The 13,542-nt window shown below is 60.1% G+C and carries 7 protein-coding genes; 1 reads left to right on the plus strand and 6 read right to left on the minus strand.

Annotated features, from left to right (window positions below; all coding sequences use genetic code 11):
- The first annotated feature begins 76 nt into the window (after positions 1-76).
- The gene (locus H1D44_RS12035; protein ID WP_181515096.1) at positions 77-955 is read left to right on the plus strand and encodes an alpha/beta fold hydrolase; all 879 of its coding nucleotides are present in this window, start codon (positions 77-79) and stop codon (positions 953-955) included.
- 260 nt (positions 956-1,215) lie between these two features.
- On the opposite strand, the gene H1D44_RS12040 is transcribed toward H1D44_RS12035, so the two are convergent.
- The 6 genes from H1D44_RS12040 to katG form a co-directional block, all read right to left on the minus strand.
- A complete protein-coding gene (locus tag H1D44_RS12040) occupies positions 1,216-2,916 on the minus strand; it encodes a UvrD-helicase domain-containing protein (RefSeq protein ID WP_181515097.1) in 1,701 nt (566 codons plus the stop codon).
- 48 nt (positions 2,917-2,964) lie between these two features.
- On the minus strand, positions 2,965-4,335 hold the full coding sequence (locus tag H1D44_RS12045) for a restriction endonuclease subunit S (protein WP_181515098.1): 1,371 nt from the start codon (positions 4,333-4,335) through the stop codon (positions 2,965-2,967).
- Positions 4,332-5,975: a class I SAM-dependent DNA methyltransferase gene (locus H1D44_RS12050; protein ID WP_181515099.1), complete on the minus strand. Its 1,644-nt coding sequence runs from the start codon at positions 5,973-5,975 to the stop codon at positions 4,332-4,334. The genes H1D44_RS12045 and H1D44_RS12050 overlap by 4 nt, the downstream gene beginning before the upstream one ends.
- Positions 5,972-7,132, minus strand: a complete 1,161-nt coding sequence (locus H1D44_RS12055) for a Fic family protein (protein ID WP_181515100.1) — start codon at positions 7,130-7,132, stop codon at positions 5,972-5,974. The genes H1D44_RS12050 and H1D44_RS12055 overlap by 4 nt, the downstream gene beginning before the upstream one ends.
- 201 nt (positions 7,133-7,333) lie before the next feature.
- Positions 7,334-10,849: a type I restriction-modification system endonuclease gene (hsdR, locus tag H1D44_RS12060; RefSeq protein WP_181515101.1), complete on the minus strand. Its 3,516-nt coding sequence runs from the start codon at positions 10,847-10,849 to the stop codon at positions 7,334-7,336.
- 179 nt (positions 10,850-11,028) lie between these two features.
- Positions 11,029-13,254, minus strand: a complete 2,226-nt coding sequence (katG, locus tag H1D44_RS12065) for a catalase/peroxidase HPI (RefSeq protein WP_181515102.1) — start codon at positions 13,252-13,254, stop codon at positions 11,029-11,031.
- Positions 13,255-13,542 lie beyond the last annotated feature (288 nt).

A 13,542-nucleotide genomic window follows, 5' to 3' on the forward strand; every position in this document is an offset into this window, starting at 1 on the left:
CACAGGTACGTCGATACGCAGCGCCTGACTCGACTATGCTGCATGTGTCGACGAAGCCACTCGTGGAGGAGCATTCATGAAGGCATTGGCGTGGCACGGCATGCGTTACCTGGGCCTGACGCTGCTGCTCGCACTGGCGGGCCAAACGCTGGCAGACGAGGTGAACTGGCCGCGGATGACCGAATCGGCAGACGGCGTGCCGATTGCCTACGAGGTTCACGGCAGCGGCGAGCCCACTCTCGTATTCATCCACGGCTGGAGCTGCGATGGGCGCTACTGGCGCGGTCAGGTGCCGTACTTCTCGCAGCACCATCGGGTAGTGACGATCGACCTTGCCGGCCACGGCCATTCCGGCCAGGAGCGGGAAGACTTCACCATGCCGGCCTTCGGTGAGGACGTGAAGGCGGTGCTGGAGGACCTGGACGTGGAACAGGCCCTGCTGATCGGACACTCCATGGGCGGACCGGTTGCCGTGGAAGCGACGCGACTCATGCCAGAGCGCGTCATCGGGATCGTGGGCGTCGATACCTTCCACCATGTTGCACCGCAAATGAGCCAGCCCGATCTCGAGCAGATGCTGGCGCCAATGCAGGAAGACTTTGCCAACGCAGCGCGCCATTTCGTGGCTTCGATGTTCATCGAGGAGACCGATGCCACTCTGCGCGACTGGGTCATTCGAGACATGGCTGCCGCAGTGCCAGACGTCGCCCTCAGCGCCTTTGAGGACATGGGAACACGCCACATCGATGGAGAAGCGGCGCAGCACTTCGAGGAGCTTACCGTGCCGGTTGTCGCCATCAATGCAGACCTGTGGCCGACCGACATCGAAGCCAACCAGCAGCTGCTGCCCGAATTCGAGGCCGTGATCATGGAAGGCACCGACCACTTCCTGCACATGGCCCGACCCGCGGAGTTCAACCAGGCGCTGGAACGGGTCATCGGCACGCCGCCATGACAACTGAGGGGCCAGGTAATGCCTGGCCCCAGGAACGCTGTCGCGGCAAAGGGGTGAACACGCCGGCTGGCAGAGTGGCATTGCGCCCTTCACAGGTACAAGATTCTGTGCGTACCAATTTTTGTACAGGAGAAAGCGCTGCCGATCGCGCATCTGCGGTTTCACTATTGAGTGATCTCTTCTGGAGCACGCTGCCGTTTGCCCCCTGAGTTCACCGGCAGCCCTTCACTACCGATGAAGCCCATGGGATACAAAACCCTTCACTCATCAACAGTGTCCAGCAAGCCATCTGGAACGTCATCGTAGAAACGACAGAAGGGCAATGCCCCTACCAAGGTCACGCTTTGCCTGGCTCGCGTCATGGCTACATAAAGCACACGACGTAGCAGGCTGCACTCTTGCGCCATATCTTCTTCGGCAACATTTTCAAGCAGCCGTCCAGGGTACTGTGTGTCATGTAGCCCCATGATCACGACGTGATCGAACTCGAGCCCCTTCAACTGGTGGTAAGTAGTGACGACGACGCCACCGTTGAAGCTTCCCAAACTTGCCCCTTTGGCTTTCTTGACGCTCATACCCCGTTTTTCCAGAGCCTTCTGAGCTGGGAAAAGCTGGCGCGCAAACGGCACGACAACCGCCACCGTCGTGGTGCGCAGTCGTTTGTAGTTCGCTGCGATGAAGTCATACCCTTTCTCATAAGCCTCCCGAGGGCTGGAAGAAATGAGCAATTTGACCTTGTCGCCATTTTTATCCGGGCGAACCGGCTCCAGATAGTCCTCGCTAAGGGCTACATCATTACCCGCCAAGAGCAGCTCTGCGACATCCATGATCTGCCGAGTAGTGCGGTGGCTCGCGGAAAGGCGCCGTGACCTACCACCAACCACCTGAATGCCGACGGAAGACCAGGTAAAGCTGCGCCGGTAGATCTTCTGTGCAAGATCGCCAGCCATGCTGAGGGAAACACGAGGAATCTTCGCGGCTATCAATAGCCAGCTCTTGTCGAAGTCTTGAACCTCATCGATCATCAGGTGGTCATATCGAAGCTCTTCGGGAAGTTCTCCTCCACTTTCCAGCATGGCATGAAGCAGTACGCCAGCAGGGTTGTCGTAATCCTGTTGGCGAGTCTCCTCCAGCCACTCTAGATAAAGCTCGTAAACACACCAGACAAAACGCCGGTCTTCCTGAGTCACGCGGATTGACGTGCCTCGTCCAGTTCTCTCGACTGTCAGATACTCATCCAGGCGTGTGATGTGCTGACCGAAAAGCCAGGCGATTTCCTCACCCCACCAGCCGATCAAGGCCGCATTATCGCCAAGCTCATAGAAACGATGCTTGCCGACCTCAGCTTCCGCCTCCTTCAGCAACACCTTCAGCTGCTCAGAACGCCGCTTGCTGTCTACCCAACCGGCAAACTCAAACCCCATCGCTTTGGCGGCACCACGGGACCATTCATGAAAAGTCTTGATATCGATGTCGCCTTTCATGCCCGCCTCGCGAAAGGCTTTCTTGACGTAAGCGCACAGGGCAGAATTGTATGTCAAAAAAAGCAGTGAGCCCTTGTTCGTGGCTGATACGATTTTGCCGGCCCGAGCAGCCAATACGGTGGTCTTTCCGCTACCCGCCTGGCCACGTATCAACAGATGCTGGCTTGGATCCAGATCGATGACGGCCTGCTGCTCCGGCGTAAAAACTATGCTCGGCTTGGCAGGCACCTCTGACGCCGGTTCATCCTCCGAAACTTGCTTTTCACCGCCTTTCGCCCTGCTTCTCTCCAGCGACCACTGATGAAGAAGGTTCTTGCGCGCGACTCCTTCGCCTTGCAGACGATAGAGGACGGTATTGACGTCGCTACGATCCACATGCTTGCCAAATTCATCGGCCAGTATCGTTGCCAATTTCCTTGCCTTGACCGGCGCATGCAGCTCAAGCAATTTAATAATCTGCTTTTCCAGAGCACTCATCGCAATAAACCCTTCGTCAAATAAATAATTAAAATAATGATCCAAAAATCAGACCGGCAAAGAGGTCTGTTTATCCTTCCTGCCACTTCGCACGCCCGGGGGCTTCTCTTTCTCCGCCTTGATCCGCTCCAGCAACGCCATGGCAGAATTCTCGCCGCTGATCAATTCGGGGTGGGCCTCGCGCCATTCGGCGGTCAGCTCGCCGCGAAAGGCCTTGGCGAGGATGGACTGGGTCAGCTTGTTGACGCGGGCCTGAGCGTTCTTGACCTGCTGCTCGATCTGGTCGGCAAAGGCGAAAAGTTGATTGACGCGGCGGATGATTTCAGCCTGCTCTTCAATATGAGGAAGCGGTATAACACAGCTCTTCACGTCCTTCTGATTGATGCTTGCTTGGTTCACCGCATGCTTAGCCTTACCGACGAGCTGACGCTTCACAGGCCTGCTACTAAGACAACGCATTACATACTCTTGAATAGATTTTTCGGGATCAACAGAAAAACGCATAATATTACTTTCGAATACCGCATCTTCGGGAACATGCCTCACCAGAGCACACTTCCCCAAATACTCAATACTATTCACCCGATTTATTAAAATATCTCCAGAATTGACCCGCCACTTTTCAAGCTCTTCGCAAGAAATCCCCAGGCGCTTCATCCCAGACCAAGAGACCAATTCCCCATCATAGAAGCCATCAATTCGAATTATTCTCACTCCCTCGCCATAAGCACTTGATGGCTTATAAATACCATTCTGAGGCCCTTTATTAATCAAGCTACCTAGCTCAACCTCAATGGCAGGGTGCAGTCTCTTTTCTTTCCGCCATTGCTCTGTCATCCTCCCACTCACCGCAGCCGCCAGCACTGACTGCCGAAACCGCTTGAGAATGGCAGGGATGGTATCCAGGCGGGCTTTCAAATGATTGACCTGGGCCAGCAGCTCATCCAGCTTATCGGCGATGGCTTTTTGCTCTTCCAACGGTGGCAAGGCGAAAGGAAGCCCCTTGATAAATCCACCTGATACGGCCTTGAATGTTGAGCCTGTACCTTGCTGACTCATCCAAGGCTCAATAGCCCGGAAATAATAGAGCAAATATTTCCTGCCCACCCCAAGTGAAGCCCTCACTGCCGACAGTCCTCGGCCAATACAAACTTCTTGGTCGGCTACATTTGTTGGTCCGACAGGTGCACGGACCGACAAGAGAACATCACCAGGCAGCGCCATCTTCTTTGGCTGGGTGCAAAACTTCTTAGGCTTGGGATTCAGCTCGCCAAACTCAGCCTTCCCTTGAAAGAAGGGAACCCCATCACCAGCCTGATTAACGAACTCTCCTGACGGCGACTGTCCCATCACCACTTCTGTTACTTCGTGCAAAGGAACAATCTTCCATGCTACAGGCACCGAGAGCTTGAGCGTCATGCCGTCACCTCATCACTACCGGCGTCATCCTCCAGCCCCAGCACCTCGGCCAGCAGCCGCTTTTGGGCGGCAGCTTCGTCCTGGCTGCCGAGGGCGACCATCAGCCCGTCGAGTTCGCGCAGCGCCTCGGTCAGCTCGCTCATGGCCTCGGCGGCTAGCACGTCGGGCTCGGGCAGGTTCTCGGCGGCCAGGCTATCGGCGTCCTTGAGCCAGGTGATATCCAGCGAGTCGCCCTTGGTGTCGCGGATCCACTCGCGGCTGAACTTGCGCCAGCGAGAGGTCTGCAGCTTGTCGTCCACTCCAGCGTTCGCATCATCGGTGCCAGCAGCCCGGTCGGCTTCTATCTCCTCGGCGCCGAAGCTCCAGTCACCCTCCTCTCGAGCTGCCAGCTGCTCGCCCAGGGCGTCACTGCCCATGGGGTTGTAGCACTGCTCGAAGGGCTTGAGGTGGGCCTCGGTGAAGGGGGTGCGCTTGCCGAAACTCGGCATGTTGGTGCGCAGATCATAGACCCATACGCTGTCGGTACAGCCTTCATCCTGATGCGGGTTCTCGGCAGTACCGCGAGTGAAGAACAGCACGTTGGTCTTCACGCCCTGAGCGTAGAAGATCCCGGTGGGCAGGCGCAGGATGGTGTGCAGGTGGCACTTCTCCATCAGGTCGCGACGAATCTCGGTGCCCTGCCCCGCCTCGAACAGCACGTTGTCGGGCAACACCACGGCAGCGCGGCCGCCGGGCTTGAGCCCACGGTAGATATGCTGCAGGAAGGCGAGCTGCTTGTTACTGGTGCGGAAGGTGAGGTCGTCGCGGGTAATGCTGGCCTCGCCACCCTTGGCGGTACCGAAGGGCGGATTGGCGAGTACCACATCGGCTCGGGGCAGCGCCTTGCCGGCCTCGCCCAAGGCATTGCCCAGGTGCACCACGCCTTCGTCGTCGCCTTCCATGCCGTGCAGCAAGCAGTTCATCAGCGCCAGCCGCCGAGTGCCCGGCACCAGTTCGATGCCGACGAAGGCCTTGAGCTTCTGGAAGGCCTGGGCCTTGGCGTCGAGATCAAAGAGTTCGTCGGTCTGCTGCTTGATATAGGCGTCGGCGGCAATCAGGAAGCCTGCCGTACCGGCGGCAGGGTCCTGTATCGTCTCGCCATGCCGGGGACGGATGCAACGCACCATGGCGTTGATCAGCGCCCGGGGGGTGAAGTACTGGCCGGCACCGGACTTGGTCTCGTTGGCGTTCTTTTCCAGCAGCCCTTCGTAGAGATCACCCAGGCCGTCACGCTGGGCGCTGAACCAGTCGATGCGGTCCAGGTCTCGGATCAGCTGTTCGAGGTGGCGCGGCTCACGCAGGCGGGTCTGGGCGTCCGTATAGATGGCGGCAATCAGCCGGTCTTCGCTCTTCGAGAGGTCGAGCAGCATCTGCTTGTAGTAGTTGAGCAGCTCCAGGCCCGAGCGGCTGGTCAGCTGCGGCCAGCGCGCCCACTCCGGCAGGGCATGGGCATTGAGCAGTCCGGCCTGGGTGTTCTCGTACTCCATCTTGAGGAAGAGCAGCAGCACCAGTTCGGTGACGTAGTCGGAGTAGTTGATGCCGTCGTCACGCAGTACGTCGCAGAGGTTCCACAGCTTCTGGACGATGTCATTCTGGGTCATGAGGGGTCCTGATTGAGAATGTCGATATAGGCACGGTAGGCGTAGATTCGATTACGCTTTTGTCCTGTAAGCTCATTGACGATGCCGAGCTCTTTTTCTAAGGCGTTGAGCAGCTTGCCGACCGTCGCGGGTGTCAGGCCCGTGCGCTGACATAAATGACTGATGTTGGCGATGGGCTGCTGGAATAACGCATCCAGCAAGAGGCCTGCCGAGCCGGCCTGACGACCAAGCCCTGCCAGGCGGGCCTTGTCCTGCTCCCGCAGCTGGTTGAGCTGCTGGGCGGTAGCCACTGCCTGAGTGGCCGTATGGGCAACGGCATCCACGAAGAAAAGCAGCCAAGCCTCCCAGTCGCCGGTGACTCGTACCTGCTGTAGCCGCTCGTAGTAGGTCTGCCGATGCTGCTTGAAGAATACCGAGAGATAAAGCAGTGGCTCCTTGAGAATGCCGGCCTCTACCAGAATCAACGGAATCAGCAGGCGCCCCAGGCGCCCATTGCCATCCATGAAGGGGTGGATGGTCTCGAACTGCACATGGGTCAGGGCGGCCTTGACCAGCGGGTCCGTCGCCTCGGGAATGTCGTTGATGAAGCGCTCGAGCGCCGCCCAGCATTCGGCAAGATGCTGAGGCGGCGGCGGAACGAAAACCGCCTCGTCGGGGCGATGCCCCCCCAGCCACACCTGGTTGCTGCGAAACGCTCCCGGCCCCCGGTGTATACCGCGCCCCGAGGTCATAAGCGCGGTGTGCATCTCCATGATCAGTCGATGGCTGATGGGATATCCCTCACGTATGCGCTGCACGCCGAGCGTCAGCGCATTCACGTAGCAGGAGACTTCCTGCACATCATCCATGGGCACGCCCGGCATGCCCTCCATCTCGTAGAGCATCAGGTCGCTGAGAGAGGACTGGGTGCCCTCGATTTGCGACGACATGACAGCTTCCTTGCGCACATAGCTGTAGAGAAACAGTGAGGCTTCAGGCAGCAGGGTGCTGATGGCATCAAGGCGTCCAAGAGAGAGCATGGCGTGGTTAATGCGCTGCTGTAGCTTGCCATCCAGCGTCAGGGGCGGCTGGGGTGGAAGCGGATCAGGCAAGAACGCCTGGCAGCGCACCCCACCAGCAATGCTGTCTACATAGTGACCTGTCAGCCCGCGATCCATGGATTCACCTGGGGGTCGATTAAAATAAGGATGCGGCTTATTTTAATTTGTAGCTGAAAATAAAATAAGACCCTGCGCTATTTTACTTTCGCGCTCTCCTTGCCTGCCGATATGTCGACGCCATCGACATGTTCCGGGAACATGTCGAAAAAAACGCATTTCGTAAACATGTCACGGCGATATGTCGATGGCATGGACGCGTCAGCTCGCTTCCCATAGCGAGTCGTTGAGGGCATCCAGCACCTCATCGAGATGGTTGCCGAGCACGGCGTCGAGCTGCTGCAGGCCACCGTGATCGGCGAAGCGCTGGTTGATGAAGGCCCGGTCGAGCACCACTTCATGAGTGAGCTGCCTGGCCAGGCGGTCGAGCCATTTGCGCTGGCTGGGCGTCCAGCGATGCAGAGCATAGATGCGCTGCATGGCCTCGCGCACCCGCTGCTCGAAGGGAATCAGCGCCTCGCCCAGGGCGGCACGGCGGATGTGACCGACGATGCTGGCCGCGATCTCCTGGTTGGTCGCGTTGCGCCAAGCGCTTTCCAGAGCGGCTTCACTGTAGCCGGCGCCGTCCAGCAGCAGGCGCACTTCCTTGAGCGTCTCGCGAGTTAGGTCTCGGGGGCGGTTGACCACGACACTCAGCGCCACGGATTCATTCAACTGGTTCTTGATGAAGTCATCGAAGCTCTCTAGATAGTCGGCGGGTTTCTCGTGTACGCCGTAGCTCTGGCTACGCTCGAGCAGTTCGTCCTTGCCTTCGTAGACCAAGGGCATGCGCTCACTGCCGATCAGCTGCTTCACCTCAACTACCTGGGCCAGCAGACCGGCATGTTGGCGCAGGAAGTCGGCAGCGGGCTTGGGGCCGAGTTCGTGCAGGTGCTTATGCAGTTTCTGCGGCGCCACGCCCCAGCTCTCTTCGAGCTGCTCCAGCAGTTGGCGAACGTCCTCACGGCTCTCGGCACGCTTGCCGGCCTTGCGCATTACCCTCATCAGCTTCTGGCTGAGCTGATCGAGCAGATCGTCGGCGTGGCTGAACCCTTCCCGTTCGCCAGGCACCTCCAGGGCGCGCTCCAGCTGCTCAGGGTCGATGAGTTCATCGTGGAGTTGCTCCAGCGTGATACCGGGGTCCTTCACCAGCGGCTGCATGGTGTTGACGGCTGCCAGCGCGGCGTAGATATCCACCGGGTCATAGATGAAGAAGACGGTTTTGCCGATCTCGTCGCAGCGGCGCGTGGCGCGGCCGATCATCTGCTCGTAGAGGATGCGCGACTTCACCCGACGCAGGAACACCAGGTGACAGATGGGCGGCACGTCGATGCCGGTGGTGAGCAGGTCTACGGTAATGGCAATGTTGGGGTACTTGTCGTTCTTGTAGCGACGGATCAGCTCATCCACCTTGTCGGCCTTGCCGGTGATCTTGGCCACCGCTGCCTGCTTGTAGGCGTCGCCGTACTTGGCGTGGAAGGCTTCGTCCAGCAGACGCTTGACCATGTCGGCATGCAGGTCGGTAGCACAGAAAATGAGTGACTTCTCTTCGCCAAAGGGGTCCAGCTCCTCGGCGAGCTGCGCGCAAATGACCTCATTGAAGCCTGGGGTGATCACACGACGGTTGAAGGCCTCGACCTCGAAATCGAGCTCATCCTCGAGTTCGGCACTTTCCACCTCGCCGGTACGCGCGTCGACGACACTCACCGCTTCGCCCTTGGCAAAGTGGATGCCGTGGCGGCTGAGCAGCGTCTCGTAACGGATGGGCGGCTCGTGATCGATGAGCCAGTCGTCAGCCACCGCCTCGCGATAGGAGTAGGTGAATACCGGGCGACCGAAGATCTCGCTGGTATGCTTCGCCGGGGTCGCGGTGAGCCCGATGCGCACGGCATCGAAGTGCTCCAGAACCTGCCGGTATCGCGAGAGGTACTGGCCGGCGTCCCGGGTTGCCAGCTCGCCTTCGGTCATTTCCTGATCCAGGGTATAACCGCGGTGAGCCTCGTCGACGATGATACAATCGAAGGTGTCCACTGGTGGTGGCTCATCGGCCATGAAGAGTCGGCGTGACATGGCTTGCACGGTAGCCACTTGGACGCGAGTCTCGGCCTCGGCGGCCATGTCGCCAAGCGTGGCAACGTTGTAGATCTGCGACAGGGTATGGTTCTGTTCCAGTGGCGCCTCGTCGAAGGCATCCAGCGCCTGCTTGCCCAGGGCGTTGCGATCGACCAGGAACAGGATTCTACGGAAGCGTTCCGTCTTCAGGAAACGGTAGATCAGACCAATGACGGTACGGGTCTTGCCGGTCCCGGTGGCCATGGCGAGCAGGGCACGCTGCTCTCCTTCTTGCAAAGCCCCTTCCACGGCGTGAATGGCCCGCTCCTGATAATCGCGCAGGCGCAGGTAGCCAAAACCCTCTTCGCGCAGCCGCTGCTCTGCCTGGGCGCGACTTCGCTTCAGGCGGTCGAGCAGGCCTTCGGGACTATGAAAATGCGGTAGCGCCCGTGCCAGGTTTCCCGCCTCACGCACATCGCGAAACCAGATGCCGGATTTCTCGGCGAGCTGCGGCAGGTAAGGCCGGCCATTACAGGAAAAGATAAAGGGTACGTAAAAGTGACCGTCCCCCTCATCAGGCCATGCAATGGTGCGCCCTTCCCGCTCCCAGGCGGGTTGGAATTGCCCCTTCGGCGCGAAAGCCCCGGTGAAGCCACGCGAATAGCGCTCGGCTTGCCCTAGCTTGCCGGCCACATCGACGTTCTGTCTCTTGGCCTCCACCACGCCGATAGGGACTAGGCCATGGAACAGCACATAATCGGCTCGCTGGCCATTGGGGAGCTCCCATTCGGCAATAGCCAGATACCTGCCAGCCTCGGGGCGCACGCCCTTCTTCCAGGAAAGCACCTGCGTGTCGGCCTCCCAGCCGGCCTCCCGAAGCTGCTGGTCGATCAGTAGACGAGTCAGCTCTTCATCCAGCCCCAACTGGACGTTGAGCGCCCGGTTCGCCTGGCCGATGCGACGACGCATCGCCTTGGGTGGTTCGCTCTCGGCTCCCTCTCGGGCCTGTTCAGCCAGACGCCGCTGAAATTCCCGCTCGCGTCGCTCGAGCTCGGTCTGATGGGCTCGTGACTGTTCGGCCAGGGCGCGTGCTTCCTCATCCATGGCCTCGGCCAGCTCGGCGTACTCCTGCTTTTCCCGGGCTTCCAGCTGGGCTAACTTGCGCTGAGCATCAGCCTGCTCGGTAGCACTGGCCAGTTCGCCCTTCAGGCGCTCCATTTCGGCCTGAAGCTCACGTAACTCTGCGCTGGGGTCTGCTGGCGGCGTGAAAGCGCCAGGCTTGAAGTCGGGGTCGGCGAAAGCGCGGTGGAACCAGACGGCAAGACTACGCGCAATCTTGAGCCCCTGGATTGCCTCGCGGTGCTGCGTTCGAAACTGATGAGTCGCCTTGTTACCCTCGATACGCAGGGTATGAAAGAGCTCGCGCACCGTGGGATCGAGTCCCAGCGTGGTATCTATGCGGTAAAGCAGATCGCGCTGGCTCGCACGCTCCTCCATCTCGATACCAAGACGAACGGCGATGTCTTGCGCCATGGCCTCGCCGAGCTGTCGAAGCTTGATCAGGGTGGTGTTGGGATCATGGCTGAAAGCGCGCTCGGCACTCGAAGCAAGCTCAAGAAAGACCGGGTCGTGCCCGGCCAGAAAAGCGAAATTACCGCCGTCGCTGCGGTCGTTCTGTCCCTGCATGTGTCCCCCGATCCCATGCCAGAGGCCGCTCTACCGGCAGCTTGTGACTGGCTCTTGGCCTAGACTGCCATCAAATCGACTTAGGGACCAGTAAGCCTGCTCCCCTAGCACGATGGGTCGGGATAAAAAAAACGCCCCGTTACCGGGGCGCCTCTGTCACGTCGCATATCGATCAAGCATCACGCCAGATCAAAGCGGTCCGCGTTCATCACCTTGTTCCAGGCGGCAACGAAGTCGTTGATGAACTTCTCCTTGGCATCGCTCTGGGCGTAGATCTCGGCGATGGCGCGCAGCTGCGAGTTGGAGCCAAACACCAGATCGACGCGGGTGCCGGTCCATTTCAGCTCGCCGCTCTTGCGGTCGCGGCCTTCGAAGACATCGGCATCTACCGAGGCCGGCTTCCACTCGGTGCCCATGTCGACCAGGTTGACGAAGAAGTCATTGGTCAGCGTCCCGGGGCGTTCGGTGAACACACCGTGGCGCGCATTGCCGTAGTTGGCCTCGAGCACGCGCAGGCCGCCGACCAGCACGCTCATCTCCGGTGCGCTGAGCCCCAGCAGCTGCGCCTTGTCGACCAGCATCTCCTCATCGGAGACAGTGAAGCGGGCGCGGCGATAGTTACGGAAGCCGTCGGCCTCGGGGCGCAGCCACTCGAAGGACTCGGCGTCGGTCTGCTCGTCGCTGGCGTCGGTACGCCCCGGGGTGAACGGCACTTCGATGTCATGGCCAGCCGCCTTGGCGGCCTTCTCGATGGCTGCAGCGCCACCCAGCACGATCAGGTCGGCCAGCGAAACCTTCTTGTTGCCGGACTGGGTCGCGTTGAAGTCGTTCTGGATGCTCTCCAGGGTCTTGAGCACCTTGGCCAGCTGCTCCGGCTGGTTGGCTTCCCAGTCCTTCTGCGGGGCCAGGCGAATGCGCGCCCCATTGGCCCCGCCACGCATGTCGGAGCCGCGGAAGGTGGAAGCCGATGACCAGGCGGTGTAGACCAGCTCGGACACGCTCAGGCCGGAACCGAGAATCTTGCTCTTGAGGCCGGCGATATCCTGGGCATCGACCAGCTCATGGTCCACCGCCGGCACCGGATCCTGCCAAATCAGGTCTTCGGCCGGCACTTCCGGGCCGAGGTAGCGCGCCTTCGGCCCCATGTCGCGGTGGGTCAGCTTGAACCAGGCACGGGCAAAGGCATCGGCGAATTCATCCGGGTTCTTGTGGAAATGCTCTGAGATCTTGCGGTATTCCGGATCCTCGCGCATCGCCATGTCGGCAGTGGACATCATGATGCCCACGCGCTGGCTGGCATCCTCCGCGTCCGGCGCCTGGTCCTTGTCGGCCAGGTTCTTGGGTACCCACTGCTGGGCACCGGCTGGGCTCTTGGTCAGCTCCCACTCGTAGCCGAACAGCACGTCGAAGTAGCTCATGTCCCACTGGGTGGGCGTCGGCGTCCAGGCGCCCTCCAGGCCGCTGGTGATGGTGTCACGTCCCTTGCCGCTCTTGTAGCTGCTCTTCCAGCCGAAGCCCATCTCCTCCATGGGCGCAGCCTCCGGCTCTGGGCCCACGTTGACCGGGTCACCGGCACCGTGGGTCTTGCCGAAGGTGTGGCCGCCGGCCGTCAGCGCTACGGTTTCGTAGTCGTTCATCGCCATGCGGGCGAAGGTCTCGCGCACGTCCTTGCCCGAAGCCAGCGGGTCCGGATTGCCGTCCGGCCCTTCCGGATTGACGTAGATGAGGCCCATCTGCACCGCGGCCAGCGGGTTCTCCAGCTCGCGCTCGCCGGAATAGCGGCTGTTGGAATGGCCGCTGTCGGCCAACCACTCGTCCTCGGCGCCCCAGTAGATGTCCTCTTCCGGCTGGTAGATGTCTTCGCGACCGCCGGCGAAGCCGAAGGTCTTGAAGCCCATGGACTCCAGCGCAACGTTGCCGGCCAGGATGTAGAGGTCGGCCCAGGAGAGCTTGTTGCCATATTTCTGCTTCACTGGCCACAGCAGGCGCCGCGCCTTGTCGAGGTTGCCGTTGTCGGGCCAGCTGTTGATCGGCGCAAAGCGCTGGGAGCCGGTGCCGGCACCGCCGCGGCCATCTCCCACGCGGTAGGTTCCGGCGCTGTGCCACGCCATGCGAATGAAGAAGGGACCGTAGTGCCCGTAGTCGGCCGGCCACCACTCCTGGGAATCGGTCATGAGTGCTTCGAGGTCTTTCTTCACTGCCGCCAGGTCGAGAGACTTGAACGCCTCGGCGTAGTTGAATTCCGCTCCCAGCGGGTTGGACCTGGGAGAGTGCTGGTGAAGAATGCCGAGATTCAACTGATTGGGCCACCAGTCCTGAACGGCATTCCCCGTGTCGCCTCGCTTGGTGCGAGATCCATGCATGACAGGGCACTTGCCTGCGGTGCTGTCCACTTTCTGGTCCATGACGCTCTCCATTCAATGACACGTACGTGTTGCTTCGTTGTGCAGTGACAGTCGTTCTGATGTCGCCTTCTTGGCATTCCGGCCTGAACCGGTCGTTCGGTTCCAGTCACCTCGCCGCCATGTTGGCACCGAGATACGAAGTGTTTCCCTGCAGGCCATCAGCGTAACAATAGGTATAACAGCAGAATCTGAAGCGGGAGACTTATTTTTCCGCACCGATGCCATAGCTTCTCTCAATGGCTTGTCGAAGCACCTGCAGGAGCGGCCTGTCGACTGCCGGCAGGCGTG

It is taken from the genome of Billgrantia kenyensis (assembly GCF_013697085.1).
Taxonomy (GTDB): Bacteria; Pseudomonadota; Gammaproteobacteria; order Pseudomonadales; family Halomonadaceae; genus Halomonas; species Halomonas kenyensis.